The sequence below is a fragment of the Enterobacter sp. 302C9 genome (assembly GCF_034106085.1).
Classification (GTDB): Bacteria; Pseudomonadota; Gammaproteobacteria; order Enterobacterales; family Enterobacteriaceae; genus Enterobacter; species Enterobacter asburiae_B.
The window spans coordinates 112,037-134,240 of record NZ_JAWNBW010000001.1; the positions used below are offsets into that span (position 1 = coordinate 112,037).

Sequence of the window (22,204 nt, forward strand, 5' to 3'; positions counted from 1 at the left end):
TGAAATTCCCTTCCGGGAGTGAAAAATGCGCGAATTGCGTTTCTAAATATTTCGTGTTTCTGCGGTGCCTATTATAGGAATCCCTGCTCACAAAAATATGTGTTGTTTCACATATCTCTCACACGCGTAATCGATTGCGTTCACGTTTGCGTACTTTAAACGGGCGGGATTGTAGCGGCAATCATTTATGTTGCCAATCCATACGAAATGTAAATGTTAGCGGAGTGACATTTCACTCCGCTAAAGGGAGGGTTATTGCGCGGCGGGCTGGATATCGTGAATGCGGATGAAACCTAACCGATCCGGAGTCAGTCCGTTAAGCTGCAGCGGAATGTCAACATCGCTCGGAGCCAGCACGCTGGCCGGTGCGGTGAACAGCTGACTGTTAACATTCACCTCCTGGTAGCTCTCAGTGGTGCCCTGGATCTGTCCCCATTCGACGGTACCACTGAAGGCAGGCAACGGATCGTTGGACTCGCCCTGAATGCGTAATGTTGCGCGAGTACCATTTGCATTCGCCGCCACATTCACCAGAGACATTTTTAGCGTGCCAATCTGACTATTGAGACGCGCAGGCGTATTCGCTCCCGGCAGCAGATAAACCCCGCTGCTGGATTTGGCGTTTAGCGCGTTTTGCTGGGTGATCTTCACCGTTTCTTTGTTCAGTTTGTCCATCGCCGCATTGAGCGTGTTCACGCTCTGTTTCATCTGACGGACTTCGGTTTGCTGTGCACAGGCGCTAAGGGTGAAGAGGCTCCCCACCAGCAAAATTTTAAGGTAACGTCTTGTCATTGCGTTTATTTCCTTGAAATAACGGATCGCCTTAATGGTAGCCAGACTCGACGTGTCAGACATAGATCCTTTGTCTCAAAAAGCTCTTCCTTTGTTGTCAGGCCAGATCAGGGTAAAATGAAAATTAGTTAACCACATAACAGGGATACCGTATGCATTGCCCATTCTGCTCCGCTGTGGATACCAAAGTCATCGACTCTCGTCTTGTGGGCGAAGGGTCCTCCGTACGCCGTCGTCGGCAGTGTCTGGTGTGCAACGAGCGTTTCACGACCTTTGAGGTTGCAGAGCTGGTAATGCCGCGCGTGGTGAAAAGCAACGACGTGCGCGAGCCGTTTAACGAAGAGAAACTGCGCAGCGGGATGCTGAAGGCCCTGGAAAAACGTCCCGTCAGCGCGGATGACGTTGAGATGGCGTTAAACCACATAAAATCTTACCTTCGTGGTTTGGGTGAGCGTGAAGTGCCGAGCAAAATGATCGGTAACCTGGTGATGGAGCAGCTGAAAAAGCTCGATAAGGTTGCCTATATCCGCTTCGCCTCGGTCTACCGCAGCTTCGAAGACATCAAAGAGTTTGGCGAAGAGATCGCCCGCTTACAGGATTAAGCTCATGCAGGATGAGATTTACATGGCGCGAGCCATGAAGCTGGCGCAGCGCGGTCGTTTTACCACCCATCCCAACCCGAACGTCGGGTGCGTTATCGTTAAAGATGGCGAGATCGTAGGGGAGGGGTTTCACTATCGTGCCGGCGAGCCGCATGCCGAGGTTCATGCGCTGCGCATGGCCGGTGAGAAGGCGCGCGGCGCCACAGCCTACGTCACGCTGGAGCCCTGCAGCCATCACGGGCGTACGCCGCCGTGCTGCGAAGCGCTGATCGCGGCAGGCGTTTCACGCGTGGTCGCATCGATGCAGGACCCGAATCCGCAGGTGGCCGGACGCGGCCTGTATCGCCTGCAGCAGGAAGGCATCGACGTCAGCCATGGGCTGATGATGCAGGACGCGGAAGCGATCAACAAAGGCTTTCTGAAGCGCATGCGCACGGGGTTCCCGTATATTCAGCTCAAGCTGGGCGCCTCGCTGGACGGTCGTACGGCGATGGCAAACGGCGAAAGCCAGTGGATTACCTCTCCACAGGCAAGGCGCGATGTGCAACGTCTGCGCGCGCAAAGCCATGCTATTCTCACCAGCAGTGAAACCGTTCTGGCTGACGATCCGGCCATGACCGTGCGCTGGGACGAACTGAATGCCGATACCCAGGCGCTGTACCCGCAGGAGAACCTGCGCCAGCCGCTGCGTATTATCATTGATAGCCAGAACCGCGTGACGCCGGAGCACCGCATCGTGCAGCAGCCGGGTGAAACCTGGATTGCCCGCACTAAAGAAGATGCGCGCGAATGGCCGGAAGGCGTGCGCAGCATTATGGTGCCGGACCATAACGGTCATCTGGATCTGGTGGTGCTGATGATGCTGCTCGGCAAGCAGCAGGTGAACAGCATCTGGGTGGAAGCGGGGCCAACGCTCGCCGGTGCGCTTTTACAGGCCGGACTGGTGGATGAACTGATTGTTTACGTTGCGCCTAAACTGTTAGGTCACGACGCGCGCGGCCTGTTTGTGCTGCCCGGCCTTGAAAAACTGGCCGACGCACCGCAACTCAAATTTAGCGAGATTCGTCCGGTAGGCCCGGATGTCTGCCTCCACTTAACGACAGCGTAATTGCTCCTGAAATAGGGAAGCAGTGCGCAAAGTATTATGATAAAATCCGCCCCCCTGCGGGGCCAAATGAACCCGTAAAGGAAGAGTATGAACATTATTGAAGCTGCTGTAGCTACCCCGGACGCTCGCGTCGCCATCACCATTGCGCGTTTCAACAACTTCATCAACGACAGCCTGCTGGAAGGTGCGATTGACGCACTGAAACGTATCGGCCAGGTTAAAGATGACAACATTACCGTTGTTTGGGTTCCAGGCGCTTACGAACTGCCACTGGCGGCGGGCGCGCTGGCGAAAACCGGTAAATACGACGCGGTGATTGCGCTGGGTACCGTTATTCGTGGCGGCACTGCGCACTTCGAATACGTTGCGGGCGGTGCAAGCAACGGTCTGGCACACGTTGCGCAGGATGCTGAAATTCCTGTCGCGTTCGGCGTGCTGACCACCGAAAGTATTGAACAAGCCATCGAACGTGCTGGCACCAAAGCCGGTAACAAAGGTGCAGAAGCTGCACTGACCGCGCTTGAAATGATCAATGTATTGAAAGCCATCAAGGCCTGATTTTTTTGTAAGGGGAATTCCGTGAAACCTGCTGCTCGTCGCCGCGCCCGTGAATGTGCCGTCCAGGCACTTTACTCCTGGCAGTTGTCCCAGAACGACATCACTGATGTCGAATACCAGTTCCTGTCAGAACAGGACGTAAAAGACGTTGACGTTCTGTACTTCCGCGAACTGCTGTCGGGAGTGGCGACTAATAGCGCGTATCTCGATGGCCTGATGAAGCCATACCTGTCCCGTCTGCTCGAAGAGCTGGGCCAGGTGGAAAAAGCAGTGTTGCGTATCGCGCTGTTTGAGCTGTCTAAACGTGATGATGTGCCGTATAAAGTGGCCATCAACGAAGCGATCGAGCTGGCGAAAACCTTCGGCGCTGAAGACAGCCACAAGTTTGTAAACGGCGTACTTGATAAAGCTGCACCTGCGATCCGTCCCCACAAAAAGTGATCCGCAAACCGGAGTCCTGCATTGCCTGACGGGCAGTGCGGCTCCGGTTTTTTCTTTTATTTGCTGAGGCATAACGTATGGCATGCGGCGAATTCTCCCTGATTGCCCGTTATTTCGACCGTGTCAGAACCTCTCGTCTTGATGTTGAAACCGGCATTGGCGATGACTGTGCACTTCTCAATATTCCCGAAAAACAGACGCTGGCAATCAGCACCGACACCCTGGTGTGCGGCCGTCATTTCTTACCGGATATCGATCCTGCCGATCTGGCGTATAAAGCCCTGGCGGTTAACGTCAGCGATCTGGCGGCGATGGGTGCCGATCCCGCGTGGCTGACGCTGGCTCTGACGCTGCCTGAGGTAGATGAAGCCTGGCTGGAAGCCTTTAGCGATGCGCTGTTTGAGCAGCTTAGCTATTACGATATGCAGCTGATTGGCGGCGATACGACTGCCGGTCCGCTGTCGATGACGCTGGCGATCCACGGCTACGTGCCGCTCGGCCGCGCGCTGAAGCGCTCAGGCGCAAAACCGGGCGACTGGATCTACGTGACCGGTACGCCGGGCGACAGCGCGGCAGGGCTGGCGATCCTGCAGAACCGTTTAACGGTTGAAGATGCTGACGACGCGGCGTATCTGGTGAAACGCCATCTGCGGCCAACGCCGCGTATTTTGCACGGCCAGGCGCTGCGCGAACGGGCAAGCTCGGCTATCGATCTCTCTGACGGGCTGATCTCGGATCTCGGGCATATCCTGAAGGCCAGTGGCGTAGGCGCGCGCGTTGACCTGGATCTCTTCCCGCTGTCGGAGCAACTGCTTCGCCATGTAGAGCCTGAGCAGGCCCTGCGCTGGGCGCTGTCCGGTGGTGAAGACTATGAGCTGTGCTTCACGGTGCCAGAGCTCAACCGTGGAACGCTGGACGTGGCGTTAGCGCATCTCGGCGCGAAGTTTACCTGCATCGGTCAGATCATGCCGGAGAGCGAAGGGCTGAAGTTTGTGAAAGACGGTGCGCCCGTTACGCTGGACTGGAAAGGATACGATCACTTCGCGTGAGTTTGTGCGCGCTGTACTGCCGGGTGGCGGCTTCGCCTTACCCGGCCTACAAAAGATGTGCTTACTTAAACCCCACCACCGGGTGGGGCTGATACGGTGTTTCCAGCTCGGCAACCTGCTCCGGCGTCAGCGTGATATCCACCGCATTCAGCAGCTCATCAAGTTGTTCTTCCCGCGACGTTCCAATAATCGGCGACGCGACCCCACGCTTGCCCAGCAGCCACGCCAGCGCTACCTGCGCGCGGGTGGCACCGGTATCGTCGGCAATTCCGGCTAAGCGTTCGGCAATCAGCGCATCGCTGGCTTCTGTACCGGAATAAAGATTTTTTCCCACTTCATCCGATACCAGGCGAGCCGTGGTTTCCCCCCACGGGCGGGTCAGGCGGCCGCGCGCCAGCGGGCTCCACGGGATCACCGCCACGCCCTCCTGATGGCACAGCGGCAGCATCTCGCGTTCTTCTTCACGATAGATCAGATTGTAGTGATCCTGCATGGTGACAAAGCGCGCCCAGCCGTGCTGCGCCTGGAGATCCAGCGCCTGGGCAAACTGCGACGCGTGCATAGACGACGCGCCGATGTAGCGAGCTTTCCCGGCTTTCACCACGTCGTTCAGCGCTTCAAGCGTCTCCTCGACTGGCGTGTTGTAATCCCAGCGGTGAATTTGCAGCAGATCGACGTAATCCATGTTCAGGCGTCTGAGGCTGTCATCAATGGAGCGCAGGATCTGCGCGCGAGAAAGGCCCTCAGCCAGATCGCCCACCGGATAGTAGACCTTGGTAGCGACGACGATGTCATCACGACGGGCAAAATCGCGCAGGGCGCGGCCGACAATCTCCTCGCTGCTGCCGTCGGAGTAGCTGTTGGCGGTGTCAAAGAAGTTAATGCCGCCCTCGATGGCGCGTTTGATAATCGGACGGCTGCTCTCTTCCGGCAGCGTCCAGGCGTGATTACCCCGATCGGGCTCGCCAAAGGTCATGCAGCCCAGGCAAAGTCGGGAAACCTTAAGGTCAGTTTTTCCTAATGTTGTGTATTGCACGGTTCCGCTCCCGCTGTTTAAACACCAGGTTTAAGCATAGCAGGAGCGGAAAAGGGGAAGGGGTCAGTCCAGCCAGGCGCGGATTTTGGCTTCGATACCGGCGGCGTCCAGGCCTATCGCCGCACGGGCTTCGTCCTGAGTACCTTGCGGAATGAAGCGATCCGGCAGGCCGAGGTTCAGCACCGGCACGGCTTTACGGTTCGCCATCAGCACCTCATTCACGCCGCTGCCCGCGCCGCCCATGATGGCGTTTTCTTCCAGCGTGACCAGCACGTCGTGGGTCTCAGCCATACTCAGGATCAGAGATTCATCGAGGGGCTTCACAAAGCGCATATCTACCAGGGTGGCATTCAGCGCTTCAGCCGCTTTCGCGGCCTCGGGCATCAGCGTGCCGAAGTTCATGATCGCCACTTTTTCACCGCGACGCTTAACCAGACCTTTACCGATCGGCAGTTTTTCCAGCGGCTGAAGCTCAACGCCTACCGCATTGCCGCGCGGGTAGCGAACGGCGCTTGGGCCATCCTGATAGTGGTAGCCGGTAAATAGCATCTGACGACATTCGTTCTCGTCGCTTGGCGTCATGACAACCATATCCGGAATACAGCGCAGGAACGACAGATCAAACGCGCCCTGGTGCGTCTGGCCGTCGGCACCGACGATGCCCGCACGATCGATAGCAAACAGTACCGGCAGCTTCTGAATCGCCACGTCATGGATCACCTGATCGTAGGCGCGCTGCAGGAAGGTGGAATAGATCGCGACAACGGGCTTGTAGCCGCCAATCGCCAGGCCCGCTGCAAACGTCACCGCATGCTGCTCGGCAATGGCGACGTCAAAATACTGGTCAGGGTATTTTCTGGAGAACTCCACCATCCCGGAACCTTCACGCATGGCCGGGGTGATCGCCATCAGCTTGTTGTCTTTGGCTGCGGTTTCGCACAGCCAGTCGCCGAAGATTTTGGAATAGCTCGGCATGCCGCCGCTGCTTTTTGGCAGACAGCCGCTGGACGGGTCAAATTTCGGTACCGCGTGGAAGGTGATCGGATCTTTTTCCGCCGGTTCGTAGCCACGCCCTTTTTTGGTCATGATGTGCAGGAACTGCGGGCCTTTCAGGTCGCGCATGTTCTTGAGCGTGGTCACCAGGCCCAGCACGTCGTGACCGTCAACCGGGCCAATATAGTTAAAGCCCAGCTCTTCAAACAGGGTGCCCGGCACCACCATGCCTTTGATGTGTTCTTCGGTACGCTTGAGCAGCTCTTTAATCGGCGGTACGCCGGAGAAGACTTTCTTGCCGCCTTCGCGCAGCGAGGAGTAAAGCTTGCCGGAGAGCAGCTGGGCCAGATGGTTGTTAAGCGCGCCGACGTTCTCGGAGATCGACATTTCGTTATCGTTGAGGATAACCAGCATGTCCGGCTTGATGTCGCCCGCGTGGTTCATGGCTTCGAAGGCCATACCGGCGGTAATGGCGCCGTCGCCAATCACGCAGACGGTGCGGCGCTGCTTGTTCTCTTTCTCGGCGGCAACGGCAATACCGATGCCCGCAGAAATGGAGGTGGAGGAGTGGCCGACGCTCAGCACGTCATACTCGCTCTCACCGCGCCACGGGAACGGGTGCAGGCCGCCTTTCTGACGAATGGTGCCAATTTTATCGCGACGTCCGGTCAGAATTTTGTGCGGATAGGCCTGGTGTCCCACGTCCCAGATGAGCTGATCGAACGGCGTGTTATAGACGTAGTGCAGCGCCACGGTCAGCTCTACCGTGCCAAGCCCGGAGGCGAAATGGCCGCTGGAGCGGCTTACGCTGTCGAGCAGGTAGCGACGCAGCTCGTCGCACAGCTTCGGCAGGCTCTCTTTCGGCAACAGACGTAACTCCTGGGTGGAGTCAACTAACGCCAGTGTCGGGTATTTGGCAATATCAAAACTCATCAAAGGCTCATCGAGATATATAGTTTATTTATCACGCTGGATTATATAGTCCGCTAGCGCTTCCAGTGCCGAGGTATCCAGCGATTGCGCGGCCAGTTCATTTAGCGACTGGCGGGCATCGTCAATCAGATCCCGGGCTTTACGTTGGGCTTGCTCAAGACCCAGCAGGGCGGGGTAGGTACTTTTGCCAAGCTGCTGGTCCGCACCCTGACGTTTACCCAATGTTGCAGTATCGCCCACCACATCCAGAATGTCATCCTGAACCTGGAATGCCAGACCGATACTTTCTGCGTATCTGTCCAGAATTGGCAGGGCTTTGCGCCCTTGTTCACCTGCGCTCAGCGCGCCCAGGCGAACGGCGGAACGAATCAACGCCCCGGTTTTATGGCGGTGAATACGCTCCAGCTGTTCCAGATTAACCTGACGTCCTTCCGCTTCAAGATCCAGCGCCTGTCCGCCGCACATGCCGGCCACGCCGCTGGCCATTGCCAGTTCGGAGATCATCGCCAGGCGGTCGCGGTCGGCCACTTCCGCCATCGGCGCGTCGCTCAGAATCGAGAACGCCAGCGTTTGCAGGGCATCACCCGCCAGAATGGCATTCGCCTCGCCAAACTTGATATGGCAGGTGGGTTGACCCCGACGCAAATCGTCGTCGTCCATGGCCGGGAGATCGTCGTGGATCAGCGAGTAGGCGTGGATGCACTCAACGGCGGCTGCCGGGGCGTCCAGCGTGTTATCGCTGATGCCAAACATATTGCCTGTGGCGTACACCAGGAACGGGCGCAGGCGCTTTCCACCCAAGAGTGCGCCATAGTGCATGGCTTCAACCAGTGGAGTGTTCTGAAAAGGCTGTGGCGCAATAAAACGGCGCAGGGCGTCGTTGGCGCGTACGACACGCGCCTGAAGCTCGTTGGCAAAATCCATTTACTCGGCGTCCGGTGTGAAAGGCGTGGTTTTCGCGTCTTCGCTGTCGGAAAGCAGGATCTGCACGCGCTGCTCGGCCTGTTGCAGTTTGACCTGCCCTTGGCGCGCCAGCTGCACGCCACGCTCGAATTCATTGAGCGCCTCTTCCAGCGGGAGATCGCCGCTCTCAAGACGGGTAACGATTTGCTCCAGTTCACTCAGCGCAGTTTCGAAACTGGCCGGTGCGTCGTTCTTCTTCGGCATAGTGAATTGACTCTTATATTCTCAGCCCCGACATGGTAACGGACTCAGGGCAATTATCAAATAACGCGCAATGTGCACAGGAGCGGCGCGATGGTGGTATACTTGCGCGCCTGGATGCAGCCACGGGTGTGGGCTGCTGTACTCTTTTCCATTACAAGCCTTAATACGCTTGCCTAAGAAACATTGCCGCCATGAAGTTTATCATTAAATTGTTCCCTGAAATCACCATCAAAAGCCAATCTGTGCGTTTGCGCTTTATTAAAATTCTCACCGGGAACATTCGTAACGTATTAAAGCACTACGACGAAACCCTCGCCGTGGTGCGCCACTGGGACCACGTTGAAGTGCGCGCCAAAGACGAAAACAAACGTCAGGATATTCGCGACGCGCTGACCCGTATTCCGGGGATCCACCATATCCTGGAAGTGGAAGATGTTCCGTTCAGCGATATGCACGACATCTTCGAGAAAGCGCTGGTCCAGTACCGCGACCAGATCGAAGGCAAAACCTTCTGCGTGCGCGTGAAGCGTCGCGGCAAGCACGAGTTCAGCTCTATTGAAGTGGAACGTTACGTCGGCGGCGGTTTGAACCAGCACGTTGAAACGGCGCGCGTTCGTCTGACCAACCCGGACGTAACCGTGAACCTGGAGATCGAAAACGATCGCCTGCTGCTGGTGAAAGGGCGCTATGAAGGTATCGGTGGCTTCCCGATTGGCACCCAGGAAGACGTATTGTCCCTGATCTCCGGCGGCTTCGACTCCGGCGTCTCCAGCTATATGCTGATGCGTCGCGGTTGCCGTGTGCACTACTGCTTCTTCAACCTGGGCGGCGCGGCACACGAAATCGGCGTTCGTCAGGTCGCGCATTACCTGTGGAACCGCTTCGGCAGCTCCCACCGCGTGCGTTTCGTGGCGATCAACTTCGAACCTGTGGTCGGCGAAATCCTCGAAAAAGTGGACGACGGCCAGATGGGCGTGGTGCTGAAGCGCATGATGGTGCGTGCGGCGTCCAAAGTTGCCGAGCGCTACGGCGTACAAGCGCTGGTCACCGGTGAAGCGCTGGGCCAGGTGTCCAGCCAGACGCTGACCAACCTGCGTCTGATCGACAACGTGTCTGATACGCTGATCCTGCGCCCGCTGATCTCCCACGATAAAGAGCACATCATCGATCTGGCGCGTGAGATCGGCACCGAAGATTTTGCCCGCACCATGCCGGAATACTGCGGCGTGATCTCAAAAAGCCCAACGGTGAAAGCGGTGAAGGCGAAGATCGAAGCGGAAGAAGAGAACTTCGATTTCAGCATTCTGGAAAAAGTGGTGGAGGAAGCCTCCAACATCGACATCCGCGAGATTGCCCAGCAGACCGAGCAGGAAGTCGTTGAAGTTGAAACCGTGAGCGGTTTTGGCGCTAACGATGCGATTCTGGATATCCGCTCCATTGACGAGCAGGATGACAAGCCGCTGCAGGTTGAAGGCGTCGACGTGGTTTCTCTGCCGTTCTATAAGCTGAGCACCAAGTTTGGCGATCTCGACCAGAGCAAAACGTATCTGCTGTGGTGCGAGCGCGGGGTGATGAGTCGCCTGCAGGCGCTGTATCTGCGCGAACAGGGCTTTGCGAACGTGAAGGTGTATCGCCCGTAGTTTTTTGCCGGGGAGTGCGGCCTGAAGCCCTCACCCCGGCCCTCTCCCACAGGGAGAGGGAGAACACCTATTCGTAATAATTATAAATCCCCGCCGGCATCACCAGCGATGACGCCACTTCGTACGCTTTCTCGCGCCCGACCAGCAGGTCAATAATCTTTAAGCCAAAATCAATCGCGGTGCCTGGCCCCTGGCTGGTCAGCAGGTTGACGCGCGGGTCCCAGACGACGCGTTTATCCACCCAGTGCTCTTCCGGGATCGTATCCTTCAGCCCCGGGAAGCCTGTCATATTGCCGATGGGGAAGATATCGTGCGGAACCAGAACCGTTCCTGCTGCGGCACAGATTGCCGCGACGATGCGGCCGGATAAATGAAACTGACGCACGGTCTCGACCAGCAGCGGGCTGTCGCGAAAACATTCCGCGCCTTTTAAGCCGCCGGGCAGCACGATGATGTCGTAATCGCCGTCAGCGACCTGAACGAGGGGGGCATCCGCGAGGATTTTCACCCCGCGCGAGCAGGTGATTGCCAGATTACCGTCGCTGGCGACGCTGGCGGTGGTGACCTTAATGCCGCCGCGCACCATCAAATCAATGGTGGTGACCGCTTCCATCTCTTCGCTACCAGGGGCGAGGCAGATCAGTGCTGACGCGCTCATATTCACTCTCCTTACGTTTAACCAGGTCATACAGACGGGCGTTTTCCGGCACGGAAATGCCGTGCGCGCGGGCGCGTTTTAGCAGATAGCCGGTAATGTAGTCGATCTCCGTGTGGCGTAAAGCCCGAACATCCTGCAGCATCGAGGAGATGTTTTCTGCCGTGCTCTCAATGACCTGTTCGACATAGCAGCGCAAATCGTCGGCCGAGGTATGCAGGCCTTCTCGCTCAACGACCGCCGCGACTTCCGCACACAAAATCGCAACGTCCTGCGGATGATTTTTCAGCTCCCCGTTCGGGCAATTCCACAGCGCCGTCAGCGGATTGATCACGCAATTTACCGCCAGCTTGCGCCACAGCTGAGGGCGGATGTTGTTGTGCCAGGCGACGTCCGGCAGCACCTTCTGCAGCACATCGGCAAGATAGCTGTAATCTCCATCCTGAGTTCTGGCGGGCCCGATGTGCGTCACGCCGCTGGCGACATGCACGATGATGTTGCCGTCGCGACGCGCAGCGTGCGTGGTCGTCGCCATCAGCAGGGGCTGCGGGACGCTTTTCAGCTCATCAAGGGTTCCCATGCCGTTATGCAGCAACAGTATGGGCGAAGTGGGGGGGAGCTGCGCGGCCAGTGTCTTTACCGCGTCTGAGACCTGCCACGCTTTGAGCGTCACCAGTAAAAGATCGCTTTGCGCCAGGAAATCAGGATCGTTCGCGGTGAGGGATTCGTTAAAGATGCTTCCGTCTTCACCAATCAGGTTTACACTGCAATAGGGCTGGGGCACGCGCAGCCAGCCCTGAACCTCATGTCCGTGCTTGCACAGCGCGGTCAGCCACAGCTGACCAAGCGCTCCGCATCCGAGCACCGTAATTTTCATTGTTCCTCCTCACCTGCAACTGCGCCAGGTGTTACAGCTTAATTATACAGCTAAGCTTCTGTTGAGTTATGCCTCGTAGCGGGTATTATGCAACGCAACAAAAGTGAAGGGAGAAGAAAAGATGCCATCTTTCGATATTGTTTCCGAAGTTGATATCCAGGAAGTTCGCAACGGCGTTGAGAATGCAACCCGCGAAGTTGAGTCACGTTTCGATTTTCGTAGCGTTGAGGCGTCGTTTGAGCTGAACGACGCAAATAAAACTATTAAGGTGCTGAGCGAGTCTGATTTCCAGGTGAATCAGCTGCTCGACATTCTGCGCGCCAAGCTGTTAAAGCGCGGCATCGAAGGGACGTCTCTGGACGTGCCGGAAGAGTTTGTGCACAGCGGTAAAAACTGGTTTGTTGAAGCGAGGCTGAAGCAGGGCATCGAGAGCGCGGTGCAGAAGAAGATCGTTAAGCTTATTAAAGACAGCAAGCTGAAGGTGCAGGCGCAGATCCAGGGCGAAGAAATTCGCGTGACCGGTAAGTCCCGCGATGACCTCCAGTCCGTAATGGCGCTGGTGCGCGGCGGCGATCTGGGGCAACCGTTCCAGTTTAAAAACTTCCGCGATTAATATAAAAAGCCCGGTTTAACCGGGCTTTTTTTCACGCTTTGAGCGCCTGCTCGACTTCGAAGCGGTTGGTCATTTTACTGTCTATTTTGACGTAAGCGCTGCGCTCTTCCGGGACGATGAGTACCTCTGTCACACCCTCTTTGGCTTCCAGACGCTGTTTCAGCGTATCGCTAATCTCAACATCATCCGGGATTTCCACGCGCAGGCTGCTCACGTAGCGCGGCTCTTTCATGGTGCTGGCGACCAGCAGCCAGACTGTCGCCAATAGCGCACCGGCGAGGAACACGGTTTGTGAATCAAACAGGCCGTCCACCCAGCCGCCGAGCGAGCCGCCGATCGCCACGCCGAGAAACTGGCTGGTGGAGTAGATGCCCATCGCCGTGCCTTTGTAGCCGGCGGGGGACTCTTTGCTGATCAGCGACGGCAGCAGCGCTTCCATCAGATTAAAGGCCAGGAAGAACAGCTGCACGCCGGCAATCAGCTCCCAGAAGTGCGGGCCGGCACCCCAGAGCACAATTTCGGCAATCAGCAGGACCGCCACGCAGCCCACGAAGACGCGCTTCATTTTGCGCTTCACTTCGGCGTAGATGATGAACGGCACGACGGAGACAAACGAAATCAGCATCGTGACCAGATAGATTTTCCAGTGCTCAGCCGCCGGGAAACCCGCTGCGGCAAGCTGGCCGGGCAGGGCGACAAAGGTCGACATCAGCAGGATGTGCAGACACATAATGCCAAAGTTCAGCTTGAGCAGGCGCGGCTCGACAATCACTTTGCTGAAGCAGCCTTTTACCATCCCTGATTCGCGGTTCAGGACATGGTTTTTGCTGTCCGGCACGACCCACAGGGTTAAGGCAATACCGATGGTCGCCAGCACCGCAATCATCCAGAACAGGGCGTGCAGACCCAACGTGTGCGTAATGATGGGGCCCAGCACCATCGCAATTGCAAAGGTCACGCCAAAGCTCACGCCGATGAACGCCATCGCTTTAGTGCGGTTTTGCTCGCGGGTTAAGTCGGACAGCAGCGCCATCACCGCGGCGGCAATCGCGCCGGAACCCTGCAGGGCGCGGCCGAGAATAATCCCCCAGATGGAGTGGGAGAGGGCGGCAATCACGCTTCCGAGCACAAAGACCAGCAGCCCGCCGACGATCAGCGGCTTTCGGCCCACCCGATCAGAGAGCAGGCCAAACGGGATCTGGAAAACCGCCTGCGCCAGGCCGTAGATGCCGATCGCGAGGCCAATCAGCGCCTCGCTGGCCCCCTGCAGCGCCATACCGTACGTGGTCAGAACAGGCAGGACCATAAACATGCCAAGCATCCGTAGCGAGAAGACAGTCCCTAAGCCCCAGGTCGCGCGTAGCTCGCCTGGCGTCATTTTATAATCGTTCATTACCACCTCAGTTCAAAAGCAGGCCATAGTGTAGTGCGGGGAAGGGGCGGGGTAAATAAAGGGTTATTTAACAAATATTACATGCGTTATTAGTAGATTCAGTGAATAAAAAAGGGTGCCGAAGCACCCTTTTATTGACCTGTTTGGCTTACCAGACGTAAGTCAGCAGGTTGTGTGAATCTGGCACCATGAAGTCCACGGACATCATCACGGACAGCGAGGTGATGGCCACAATCGAGAACACAAACAGTTTGCGCGCCCAGACCTTGTCATCTTCCACTTTGTAACCACGCAGCGCCATACCGAGCCACCAGACGCTCACCGCAGCCGCTACCGCCAGATATTTATACCCGGCGTAACCACCCAGAGAGAGCATCAGCGTTGCCACGGCAAAGGCGATGATGTACAACGTGATGTGGTTCTTGGCAACAGAAATGCCCTTCACGACCGGCAAAACCGGGATGTTCGCTGCCTGATAATCCTTAAAGCGGAAAATCGCGATGGCATAGGAGTGCGGCATCTGCCACAGGCTAAAGATAGCCAGCAGGATCAGCGCACCGCTGTCGAACTCGTTCGTGACCGCGCAGTAGCCAATCACCGGCGGCGCAGCGCCGGAGAGAGAACCAATCAGCGTGCCGTAGACGGAGTGGCGTTTCATATACAGGCTGTAGACGCCCACATACACCACGAACCCCATCACCCCCAGCCAGCAGGCCAGCGGGTTAGCACCAAACCACAGCAGCATAAAGCCAGCAATACCCAGCAAGGTGGCGTACACCAGCGAGACGGAAGGGGCGATCAGGCCTTTCACCAGCACCCGATTTTTGGTCCTTTCCATCTTCTTGTCGATATCCATGTCGATGTAGTTGTTAAATACACAACCGGACGCAACAACCAGTGACACACCGACCAGCGTGTAGATAAAGAGGGTGTAATCAATGCTGCCCTTAGAGGCCAGCAGGAACCCTCCGATCACGGAGATCAGGTTGCCAAAGATGATGCCTGGTTTCGTTACTTGCAGGTATTGCTTAAACATACTCGCCGCTCTTAGTGAACCATCATGTTGTAGTTGAGGTTCCACATAATCCAGATGGAACCGACTACCAGGATAGCGATGATAATCACGGTAAAGATAAAGGCGGTCATATTCCAGCCTTCATCGGACTTGGTGTTCATGTGCAGGAAGCAAACCAGATGCACCAGAATCTGAATCACCGCGGTCACCAGGATTGCACCCAGAATAACCGGTTTAGACGCAGAACCGCTCATCACCATCCAGAACGGGATCACCGTCAGGATGATCGACAGGATGAAACCTGTCATGTAGGTTTTTACGCTACCGTGGGAAGCGCCATGATCGTTTGAATGACTCATTACATCGCCCCCATCAGATATACAACAGAGAACACACAGATCCACACCACGTCCAGGAAGTGCCAGAACAGGCTCAGGCACATGATACGGGTACGGTTAGTGCTGGTCAGGCCGCGACGGGATACCTGGAACATCAGTACCGCCATCCAGATCAGACCAGAGGTCACGTGCAGACCGTGGGTACCGACCAGCGCGAAGAACGCGGACAGGAAGCCACTGCGATCCGGACCGAAACCTTCCAGAATCAGGTGATGGAATTCATAGATTTCCATCCCGATAAATCCAGCACCAAACAGCCAGGTCAACGCCAGCCAGGACACAACCTGGCTCTTGTTGTTTTTGTACATGGCGATAGCCGCCATGCCGTAGGTGATGGAGCTGAATAACAGCAATGCGGTTTCAACCAGAACGAACGGCAGTTCAAAGATGTCCTTGCCAGCCGGGCCGCCCGCCGTGCCGTTCACCAGAACGGCGTAGGTCGCGAACAGACAGCAGAACAGAATGCAGTCGCTCATCAAGTAGATCCAGAAACCGAAGACTTTGGTCGGTCCTGTATCGTGGTGCGCATGTTCATGCGCGTGGGCAGTTGAGTGCGCCAGAGTATCAGTTGCCATTTTTCAGCCCCGCTTTAGAAATCTCGTCGAAATGCTGATTTTCCAGCTTCTCAACTTCACGGACTGGTACGTAGTAGTCCACGTCCTCGTCAAAGCTCTTCACAATCCAGCTGATTACGATGCCGGCGAAGCCAACAATCGCCATCCACCAGATGTGCCAGATCATTGCGAAACCAAATACCGTTGCGAAGGCGGCAATCACAATGCCCGCACCGCTGTTTTTCGGCATGTGGATTTCTTCGTAATGAGCAGGTTGCTTGTATGCTTCACCTTTTTCTTTCATTTCCCAGAATGCGTCGCGTTCATGAACCTGCGGCACGATGGCAAAGTTATAGAAAGGAGGTGGAGAAGAGGTCGCCCACTCCAGCGTACGGCCACCCCATGGGTCACCGGTCAGGTCACGGTTCTGGTCGCGGTCGCGAATAGACACGTAGAACTGAATCAGCTGAGACGCGATACCGCAGGCAATCAGCACGGCGCCGCCCGCTGCAACCATCAGCATTGGGTGGAACTGAGGATCGATCTGCTGGCTCAGACGACGGGTCATACCCATGAAGCCCAGCACGTACAGCGGCATAAATGCTACGAAGAAGCCGATGATCCAGAACCAGAACGCGCGTTTACCCCATTTTTCGTTCAGCGTGAAGCCGAACGCTTTTGGCCACCAGTAGGTTACGCCAGCGAAGCAGCCGAAGACCACGCCACCGATGATAACGTTATGGAAGTGCGCAATCAGGAACAGGCTGTTGTGCAGAACGAAGTCAGCACCTGGTACCGCCAGCAGTACGCCGGTCATCCCACCTACGGAGAAGGTCACGATGAAGCCGATGGTCCACAGCATCGCTGAGTGGAACACGATACGGCCCTGGTACATGGTGAACAGCCAGTTGAAGATCTTCACCCCGGTAGGGATGGCGATAATCATGGTGGTAATACCGAAGAAGGCGTTTACGTTCGCGCCCGCACCCATGGTGAAGAAGTGGTGCAGCCAAACAATGAACGACAGAACGGTAATACACACGGTTGCCCACACCAGAGAGGTGTAACCAAACAGACGTTTACGCGAGAAGGTTGCCGCGATTTCGGAGAACACACCGAACACAGGCAGAACCAGAATGTACACTTCCGGGTGACCCCAGGCCCAAATCAGGTTGATGTACATCATCATGTTGCCACCCATATCATTCGTGAAGAAATGGGTGCCCAGGTAGCGGTCCAGGGTCAGCAGCGCGATGGTGACGGTCAGAATTGGGAAGGAGGCAATAATCAGGATGTTGGCGCACAGAGATGCCCAGGTAAATACCGGCATCTTGAACATGGTCATGCCTGGGGCACGCATCTTGATAATGGTCACGAAGAAGTTGATACCGGTCAGGGTAGTACCGACACCGGAGAGCTGAAGCGCCCAAATCCAGTAGTCGACGCCAACGCCCGGACTGTACTCAATTCCTGACAGCGGCGGGTAAGCCAGCCAGCCGGTCTGCGCGAATTCGCCCACACCCAGTGACAGGTTAACCAGGATAACGCCGACAACCGTGAACCAGAAGCTCAGGTTGTTCAGGAACGGGAACGCCACGTCGCGCGCGCCGATTTGCAGCGGAACGACAACGTTCATCAGACCGATAACCAGCGGCATCGCCACGAAGAAGATCATGATAACGCCGTGGGCGGTAAAGATCTGATCGTAGTGGTGCGGTGGCAGGAAGCCGGCTTCGCCCGCAGAAGCGAGTGCCTGCTGGCTACGCATCATGATCGCATCCGCAAAGCCACGAATTAACATGACGATACCGACGATGCAGTACATGATACCGAGTTTTTTGTGGTCAACCGAAGTCAGCCACTCGTTCCACAGGTAGCTCCACTTACCGAAGTAAGTGATCAGGGCCAGTAAGGCCGCACCACCAATGATAATTGCAGCCACCGTAACCACGATAATCGGTTCATGGTAGGGCACTGCATCCAGTGTCAATTTTCCGAACATTTTCTTCCTCGGCCCCTTAGTGAGCGGTTTCCGCGTGGCTCATGTCCATGCCTTCCATACCTTCGTGCGCGCTGTGCTCGCCTTCAGGCTGGGTCATGTCCATGCTCTTGCCGTGATCCATAAATTTGCCAATAACGTCTTTGAACAAATCAGGTTTCACATTAGAGAAGTACTCCACCTTGTTGTATTCGCTTGGTGCAGCCACTTTTTCGAACGCCGCCATGTCAGACATGGTGTTTGGAGACTGCTTCGCTTTTTCAACCCACTGGTCGAAAGCGGCACGGTCTGGCGTCGCAATAGCTTTGAACTTCATACCTGAGAAGCCCGGGCCGCTATAGCTGGCGGAGATACCATCATAGGTGCCTGCTTCATTCGCGATCAGGTGCAGGTTGGTCTGCATACCGGCCATCGCGTAAATCTGGCTACCCAGACGTGGGATGAAGAAGGAGTTCATTACGGAGTTGGAGGTCACTTTGAACTGAACCGGAGTGTTCGCCGGGAAGGCGATTTCATTCACGGTAGCAATACCCTGCTCTGGATAGATGAAGAACCATTTCCAGTCCATGGAGACCACTTCAATGGTAATAGGTTTCTCATCGTGAACCAGCGGTTTGCTTGGCTCAAGTGCGTGAGTGGTTTTCCAGGTCAGTACGGCAAGGAACAGGATGATCAGAATAGGTACCGTCCAGACCACAGCTTCCACCTTATTGGAGTGTGACCAGTTAGGGCTATACTTCGCATCTTTATTGCTCGCACGATACTTCCAGGCGAAACCAACAGCCATCAAAATGGCAGGAATAACCACAATCAACATCAGGCCAAAAGCCGTCAATATCAGTGAACGTTGTTCCAGTCCAATCTGTCCTTTGGGGTCTAGTAGTGCAGAATCGCAGCCACTGAGTAATACAGTGCCCGCGAATAATGACAACCATCCCAAACTTTTATTGTATTTCCCGAGTCTCATTTAACGACCTCAATTCCACGGAGTCTGGTGGCGTTTAAAGTGTGCGGGCATTTTACGGGAAGGTTACATTACTGTAAACATCATTAGGCCTGTGTCAGGAAGGTGTTACCGGGTTCTGCCGCACGTGTCACAAGTGTTGCAAATTATGTCGGTTTTTATGACCGAAGCCGCATGGCATGGGCTTTATAACGAAAGGACCCCCAAGCATACCCTAAAAGGGGCAATTGGTATAACCATTGTTGAAAATAAACAAAAAATTAACAATTAATTATCAATAAAAAGACATCTGAAAAACGAAAAATCAAACTCTCGTATGCTGAATCGTTTAATGAAAAATAGCGTTTTGGAATGGGAGCCAATAATTTCCAAATCCTATCCCGCACAAAACAACAAATATTTTTTTTGCGCCTGGCGGCTATTTCGCCGTTATAATTTCGGTTAGTGATTACAACGGGAAATAACCTTTCGCATTTTTCTTCAGGTCATCTGCGTTTTACGCAACGCCATGAAATCAAGCAGACCTCCGGTCAGGATCCCGGCGATAGCCAGCAGGGCGCCTGCGTCCAGCAGAAGGGCTTCGAAAGGGAGTACCAGAGAGGTGCTGGCATTGATAATAAGCACCACAAGCCAGAGCGCCAGAGCAATGCAACCCGCCATTAACAGACGCAGCGCAAAACGGTAGGCGCGGCGATATTCGGTGCGCGGCATAAAATGTTCTGTCCGCTGGGTATATTCCAGCGTCTGACGGCAGACCAGCAGCAATAAAATCCCCGGCACGGCAGCCACGACCGAGAAGAGATAAAATGTTGGCCAGCCGTGGGCTTCCACGAACCAGCCGGCAATCGGGCCAACGTACACGCGGCCAACTGCGGAAAGCGCCGAGAGCAGAGCGAACTGGGTAGCGGAAAACGACTTATTGCACAGGGTCATCAGCAGGGCGACAAACGCCGCTGTTCCCATGCCGCCGCAGAGGTTTTCCAAGAACACCGCCGCGGCCATGCTGATCGTATGTTTGTCGGTAATCGACAGCAGCCAGTAGCCTGCGTTAGAGGCGCCCTGAAGGATGCCGAAAATCAGCAGCGCGCGAAACAGCGTCAGGCGTTGCATCAGCACGCCGCCATAAAGCGCGCCGACAATCGTCGCAAACAGCCCCAGCGTTTTATTCACCACACCCACTTCACCGGCGTCAAAACCGACGCCCCGGATCAGGAAGGTGGTGGTTAAACTCATGGCAAAGGCATCGCCCAGCTTATAAAGGACGATGAGCAGCAGGATCAGCCAGGCGTTGTTGCGGCCAAAGAAGTCACGAAGCGGTTCGGCGACGGCCTGCTCCAGCGAGCGGGGAACCGGAATAACGTCACTCGGTTCGGGCGCGAACAGCGTCGCGATAATGCAGGGGATCAGCAGGGCGGCCATCAGCCAGTACATGCCCTGCCAGCCGAGGTAACGGTCGGCCAGCCACAGCGCCAGCCCGCCGGAGACCAGCATCCCGAGGCGATAGCCCAGCACGCTGATTGCTGCACCAGCGCCGCGCTCTTCAGCAGGTAACACGTCCGTCTTCCAGGCGTCGAACACAATATCCTGAGAGGCGGAACAGAAGGCAATCACCACCGCAAGCGCTGCCATCCAGCGAAGCTGGGTGGTGGGTTCAAGAAATCCCATCGCCGCAATAGCCAGCAGCAGCAGGATCTGCGTCATCACTAGCCAGCCGCGTCGACGTCCGAGGAAAGGCGGCGTGTAGCGATCCATGACCGGAGACCACAGGAATTTAAAGACATAGGCCTGGCCGACAAGCGAGAAGAAACCAATGGTTTTAAGATCGATGTTCTCAACCGTCATCCACGCCTGAAGCGTGCCGGAAGTGAGCGCGAGGGGTAAACCCGAGGCGAAGCCGAGGATCAGCAGGATCGCTGATTTCGGTTGCTGGAAAATGCGTAAGTAATGGCTGGACATGTTCTTATAAAACTGACCCGGTGATACACCGGGTCAGCGAGCGGGATTAACGCGCGTTCTGCTTGATGAAGTCGTGAATGCTGGTGTCCTGCGCCATATCGGCGATGGTATCGGTCAGCACGCTGTTCACGGCGTTAGCAATGTTCTGGTTAGAAGCCTGGAAGGCACCTTCAACAGAGTAGCTGGCGCGGTAGTTTTTGGTCATCTTGTTGCCATTCTTCGCGGTGGCAATGATGGCGATATCCGCTTTGGTCGCAATGTTGTAGCGCACGTTGCCCTGAGACACGTCAGCGTACAGGTTATTCACGATGATCTGCAGATCAACCGCGCCGCTTGGGCCAATCATGTAGCCGCGAGCGGTCATCTGTTTCTCCAGCACTTCCTGGAGCAGGAAGCGCAGGTCGCGGGACGCGGTGAGAGTAACCTGCTGGTTATCGCGGGTCACTTTAGCCAGCGCCTGATCCTGACGCTGATCGGCACCGTTAATGCTCACGGTGACGCCCATCAGGCTTGGATCCTGCTGAGGCAGGGTGATTTTTGGTGAGACATCAATGGTGGTAGGTGGGGTAGCACAGCCTGCCAGCATAAAAAGGGCTACCAACGGAAAGAAGAGTTTTTTTAACATTTTCGGGTTCTCAACGAATCGTAAGCATATAAAGAGAAAAATTGCCGCCATCATAACATCGCCAACGGCGAGGGGAAGTGGTCAACGCATGTAAATTCATCGCCTTGTCCGAAAACTGACCAGATCACCCTTTTTCCCAATCCGTGTATGACAAAACGTATGAGTCTCACAGTGAACTTCATTCGTTTGAATGAGAAAATCAGACGAAAGCTAAATATTTGTTGTCAAGGTGTAATGGAAACGGTAAAAGCGGCTAACATTTAAAGGGATGGGTGACATCCTGGCGTTGTCGGAGGAGTAATTTCATGATGATACGTGAGCATATAGAAGATAAATTAAGGGCAGCGTTCAACCCTGTGTTCCTCGAAGTCGTCGACGAAAGCTATCGTCATAACGTGCCGGCAGGTTCTGAAAGCCACTTTAAAGTGGTTCTGGTTAGCGATCGCTTCACGGGAGAACGTTTCCTGAATCGACACCGCTTGATCTACAGCACCTTGACGGAAGAACTCTCCACGACCGTGCATGCGCTGGCACTGCATACCTACACCATTAAGGAATGGGAAGGCCTGCAGGATACGGTTTTCGCATCGCCGCCCTGTCGCGGTGCAGGCACTATCGCCTGATAAATCGGATTTGCAACGGCTGGAGCTTTTCCAGTATGTTGCTTACAGATTTCCTCAAAACGGCCTCCGGGCCGTTTTGTTTTGTCTGAGTTTTGAGCGAATGGAGCGATTTTAAGACTAAAAATAGCCTTAAAGTGTGAAAAAAGCCGCAGCAACATGCCCCAACCGTTCTCGACTCACCTAAGTGATGCCGCTATAATGCCGCGTCTTATT

At 55.6% G+C, this 22,204-nt stretch carries 23 protein-coding genes; 8 read left to right on the forward strand and 15 right to left on the reverse strand.

The window, feature by feature from the left end; genetic code table 11:
* Positions 1–252: 252 nt before the first annotated feature.
* Positions 253–792 (reverse strand): DUF3251 domain-containing protein, encoded by a 540-nt coding sequence (locus UR289_RS00535; protein WP_033146491.1) that lies wholly within the window; start codon positions 790–792, stop codon positions 253–255.
* 152 nt (positions 793–944) lie between these two features.
* On the opposite strand from UR289_RS00535, the gene nrdR reads away from it, so the two are divergent.
* From nrdR to thiL, 5 genes are all read left to right on the forward strand, one after another.
* Positions 945–1,394: a transcriptional regulator NrdR gene (gene nrdR / locus UR289_RS00540; protein WP_008503337.1), complete on the forward strand. Its 450-nt coding sequence runs from the start codon at positions 945–947 to the stop codon at positions 1,392–1,394.
* Positions 1,395–1,398: 4 nt separating this feature from the next.
* Positions 1,399–2,502 (forward strand): bifunctional diaminohydroxyphosphoribosylaminopyrimidine deaminase/5-amino-6-(5-phosphoribosylamino)uracil reductase RibD, encoded by a 1,104-nt coding sequence (gene ribD / locus UR289_RS00545; RefSeq protein ID WP_320708969.1) that lies wholly within the window; start codon positions 1,399–1,401, stop codon positions 2,500–2,502.
* A gap of 87 nt (positions 2,503–2,589) precedes the next feature.
* Entirely contained in the window at positions 2,590–3,060 is a 471-nt protein-coding gene (ribE, locus tag UR289_RS00550) for a 6,7-dimethyl-8-ribityllumazine synthase (protein ID WP_006176874.1), read from the forward strand.
* Between the two features lie 21 nt (positions 3,061–3,081).
* Positions 3,082–3,501 (forward strand): transcription antitermination factor NusB, encoded by a 420-nt coding sequence (gene nusB, locus UR289_RS00555; RefSeq protein ID WP_217072245.1) that lies wholly within the window; start codon positions 3,082–3,084, stop codon positions 3,499–3,501.
* Between the two features lie 77 nt (positions 3,502–3,578).
* Positions 3,579–4,550, forward strand: a complete 972-nt coding sequence (gene thiL / locus UR289_RS00560; protein WP_033144764.1) for a thiamine-phosphate kinase — start codon at positions 3,579–3,581, stop codon at positions 4,548–4,550.
* A 61-nt stretch (positions 4,551–4,611) separates the two neighbouring features.
* Here thiL and UR289_RS00565 read toward each other — a convergent pair whose 3' ends face one another.
* From UR289_RS00565 to xseB, 4 genes are all read right to left on the reverse strand, one after another.
* Positions 4,612–5,586, reverse strand: a complete 975-nt coding sequence (locus UR289_RS00565; RefSeq protein WP_320708970.1) for an aldo/keto reductase — start codon at positions 5,584–5,586, stop codon at positions 4,612–4,614.
* A 63-nt stretch (positions 5,587–5,649) separates the two neighbouring features.
* On the reverse strand, positions 5,650–7,512 hold the full coding sequence (dxs, locus tag UR289_RS00570) for a 1-deoxy-D-xylulose-5-phosphate synthase (protein WP_320708971.1): 1,863 nt from the start codon (positions 7,510–7,512) through the stop codon (positions 5,650–5,652).
* Between the two features lie 24 nt (positions 7,513–7,536).
* On the reverse strand, positions 7,537–8,436 hold the full coding sequence (ispA, locus tag UR289_RS00575; RefSeq protein ID WP_008503332.1) for a (2E,6E)-farnesyl diphosphate synthase: 900 nt from the start codon (positions 8,434–8,436) through the stop codon (positions 7,537–7,539).
* Positions 8,437–8,679, reverse strand: a complete 243-nt coding sequence (gene xseB, locus UR289_RS00580; protein WP_008503331.1) for an exodeoxyribonuclease VII small subunit — start codon at positions 8,677–8,679, stop codon at positions 8,437–8,439.
* A 191-nt stretch (positions 8,680–8,870) separates the two neighbouring features.
* On the opposite strand from xseB, the gene thiI reads away from it, so the two are divergent.
* The gene (thiI, locus tag UR289_RS00585; RefSeq protein WP_048978945.1) at positions 8,871–10,319 is read left to right on the forward strand and encodes a tRNA uracil 4-sulfurtransferase ThiI; all 1,449 of its coding nucleotides are present in this window, start codon (positions 8,871–8,873) and stop codon (positions 10,317–10,319) included.
* Between the two features lie 67 nt (positions 10,320–10,386).
* Here thiI and yajL read toward each other — a convergent pair whose 3' ends face one another.
* Both yajL and panE read right to left on the reverse strand, forming a co-directional pair.
* Positions 10,387–10,977, reverse strand: a complete 591-nt coding sequence (yajL, locus tag UR289_RS00590; RefSeq protein ID WP_033144768.1) for a protein deglycase YajL — start codon at positions 10,975–10,977, stop codon at positions 10,387–10,389.
* Positions 10,940–11,851 (reverse strand): 2-dehydropantoate 2-reductase, encoded by a 912-nt coding sequence (panE, locus tag UR289_RS00595; protein WP_045887930.1) that lies wholly within the window; start codon positions 11,849–11,851, stop codon positions 10,940–10,942. Before panE ends, yajL begins: the two co-directional genes overlap by 38 nt.
* Positions 11,852–11,972: 121 nt before the next feature.
* On the opposite strand from panE, the gene UR289_RS00600 reads away from it, so the two are divergent.
* Positions 11,973–12,464 carry a YajQ family cyclic di-GMP-binding protein gene (locus UR289_RS00600; RefSeq protein ID WP_320708972.1) on the forward strand — a complete coding sequence of 164 codons (492 nt, stop codon included), beginning with the start codon at positions 11,973–11,975 and terminating at the stop codon, positions 12,462–12,464.
* A 31-nt stretch (positions 12,465–12,495) separates the two neighbouring features.
* On the opposite strand, the gene UR289_RS00605 is transcribed toward UR289_RS00600, so the two are convergent.
* The 8 genes from UR289_RS00605 to UR289_RS00640 form a co-directional block, all read right to left on the reverse strand.
* A complete protein-coding gene (locus UR289_RS00605; protein ID WP_064673451.1) occupies positions 12,496–13,857 on the reverse strand; it encodes an MFS transporter in 1,362 nt (453 codons plus the stop codon).
* 148 nt (positions 13,858–14,005) lie between these two features.
* Positions 14,006–14,893 (reverse strand): heme o synthase, encoded by an 888-nt coding sequence (gene cyoE / locus UR289_RS00610; protein WP_013095848.1) that lies wholly within the window; start codon positions 14,891–14,893, stop codon positions 14,006–14,008.
* An 11-nt stretch (positions 14,894–14,904) separates the two neighbouring features.
* On the reverse strand, positions 14,905–15,231 hold the full coding sequence (locus UR289_RS00615; RefSeq protein WP_006176899.1) for a cytochrome o ubiquinol oxidase subunit IV: 327 nt from the start codon (positions 15,229–15,231) through the stop codon (positions 14,905–14,907).
* Positions 15,231–15,845 carry a cytochrome o ubiquinol oxidase subunit III gene (locus tag UR289_RS00620; protein ID WP_023334703.1) on the reverse strand — a complete coding sequence of 205 codons (615 nt, stop codon included), beginning with the start codon at positions 15,843–15,845 and terminating at the stop codon, positions 15,231–15,233. The genes UR289_RS00615 and UR289_RS00620 overlap by 1 nt, the downstream gene beginning before the upstream one ends.
* Positions 15,835–17,826 (reverse strand): cytochrome o ubiquinol oxidase subunit I, encoded by a 1,992-nt coding sequence (gene cyoB, locus UR289_RS00625; RefSeq protein WP_014168864.1) that lies wholly within the window; start codon positions 17,824–17,826, stop codon positions 15,835–15,837. The genes UR289_RS00620 and cyoB overlap by 11 nt, the downstream gene beginning before the upstream one ends.
* A 16-nt stretch (positions 17,827–17,842) precedes the next feature.
* The gene (cyoA, locus tag UR289_RS00630) at positions 17,843–18,790 is read right to left on the reverse strand and encodes a cytochrome o ubiquinol oxidase subunit II (RefSeq protein ID WP_014882770.1); all 948 of its coding nucleotides are present in this window, start codon (positions 18,788–18,790) and stop codon (positions 17,843–17,845) included.
* Between the two features lie 477 nt (positions 18,791–19,267).
* Positions 19,268–20,743, reverse strand: a complete 1,476-nt coding sequence (ampG, locus tag UR289_RS00635; RefSeq protein WP_320708973.1) for a muropeptide MFS transporter AmpG — start codon at positions 20,741–20,743, stop codon at positions 19,268–19,270.
* A 46-nt stretch (positions 20,744–20,789) separates the two neighbouring features.
* Positions 20,790–21,368 carry a lipoprotein gene (locus tag UR289_RS00640; protein ID WP_023310568.1) on the reverse strand — a complete coding sequence of 193 codons (579 nt, stop codon included), beginning with the start codon at positions 21,366–21,368 and terminating at the stop codon, positions 20,790–20,792.
* A 305-nt stretch (positions 21,369–21,673) separates the two neighbouring features.
* Here UR289_RS00640 and bolA point away from each other — a divergent pair, with 305 nt between their 5' ends.
* Positions 21,674–21,991, forward strand: a complete 318-nt coding sequence (gene bolA / locus UR289_RS00645) for a transcriptional regulator BolA (protein ID WP_021241655.1) — start codon at positions 21,674–21,676, stop codon at positions 21,989–21,991.
* The last annotated feature ends 213 nt before the right edge of the window (positions 21,992–22,204 follow it).

Bases quoted from the DNA above. Each gene is read 5' to 3' on its own strand.
- UR289_RS00615 (WP_006176899.1), bottom strand. From the start codon at position 15,231: ATGAGTCATTCAAACGATCATGGCGCTTCCCACGGTAGCGTAAAAACC.
- ispA (WP_008503332.1), bottom strand. From the start codon at position 8,436: ATGGATTTTGCCAACGAGCTTCAGGCGCGTGTCGTACGCGCCAACGAC.
- UR289_RS00600 (WP_320708972.1), top strand. From the start codon at position 11,973: ATGCCATCTTTCGATATTGTTTCCGAAGTTGATATCCAGGAAGTTCGC.
- UR289_RS00620 (WP_023334703.1), bottom strand. From the start codon at position 15,845: ATGGCAACTGATACTCTGGCGCACTCAACTGCCCACGCGCATGAACAT.
- thiL (WP_033144764.1), top strand. From the start codon at position 3,579: ATGGCATGCGGCGAATTCTCCCTGATTGCCCGTTATTTCGACCGTGTC.
- nrdR (WP_008503337.1), top strand. From the start codon at position 945: ATGCATTGCCCATTCTGCTCCGCTGTGGATACCAAAGTCATCGACTCT.
- cyoB (WP_014168864.1), bottom strand. From the start codon at position 17,826: ATGTTCGGAAAATTGACACTGGATGCAGTGCCCTACCATGAACCGATT.
- panE (WP_045887930.1), bottom strand. From the start codon at position 11,851: ATGAAAATTACGGTGCTCGGATGCGGAGCGCTTGGTCAGCTGTGGCTG.
- dxs (WP_320708971.1), bottom strand. From the start codon at position 7,512: ATGAGTTTTGATATTGCCAAATACCCGACACTGGCGTTAGTTGACTCC.
- UR289_RS00605 (WP_064673451.1), bottom strand. From the start codon at position 13,857: ATGAACGATTATAAAATGACGCCAGGCGAGCTACGCGCGACCTGGGGC.
- ribE (WP_006176874.1), top strand. From the start codon at position 2,590: ATGAACATTATTGAAGCTGCTGTAGCTACCCCGGACGCTCGCGTCGCC.
- thiI (WP_048978945.1), top strand. From the start codon at position 8,871: ATGAAGTTTATCATTAAATTGTTCCCTGAAATCACCATCAAAAGCCAA.
- ribD (WP_320708969.1), top strand. From the start codon at position 1,399: ATGCAGGATGAGATTTACATGGCGCGAGCCATGAAGCTGGCGCAGCGC.
- bolA (WP_021241655.1), top strand. From the start codon at position 21,674: ATGATGATACGTGAGCATATAGAAGATAAATTAAGGGCAGCGTTCAAC.
- UR289_RS00640 (WP_023310568.1), bottom strand. From the start codon at position 21,368: ATGTTAAAAAAACTCTTCTTTCCGTTGGTAGCCCTTTTTATGCTGGCA.
- yajL (WP_033144768.1), bottom strand. From the start codon at position 10,977: ATGAGCGCGTCAGCACTGATCTGCCTCGCCCCTGGTAGCGAAGAGATG.
- UR289_RS00535 (WP_033146491.1), bottom strand. From the start codon at position 792: ATGACAAGACGTTACCTTAAAATTTTGCTGGTGGGGAGCCTCTTCACC.
- cyoE (WP_013095848.1), bottom strand. From the start codon at position 14,893: ATGTTTAAGCAATACCTGCAAGTAACGAAACCAGGCATCATCTTTGGC.
- xseB (WP_008503331.1), bottom strand. From the start codon at position 8,679: ATGCCGAAGAAGAACGACGCACCGGCCAGTTTCGAAACTGCGCTGAGT.
- cyoA (WP_014882770.1), bottom strand. From the start codon at position 18,790: ATGAGACTCGGGAAATACAATAAAAGTTTGGGATGGTTGTCATTATTC.
- ampG (WP_320708973.1), bottom strand. From the start codon at position 20,743: ATGTCCAGCCATTACTTACGCATTTTCCAGCAACCGAAATCAGCGATC.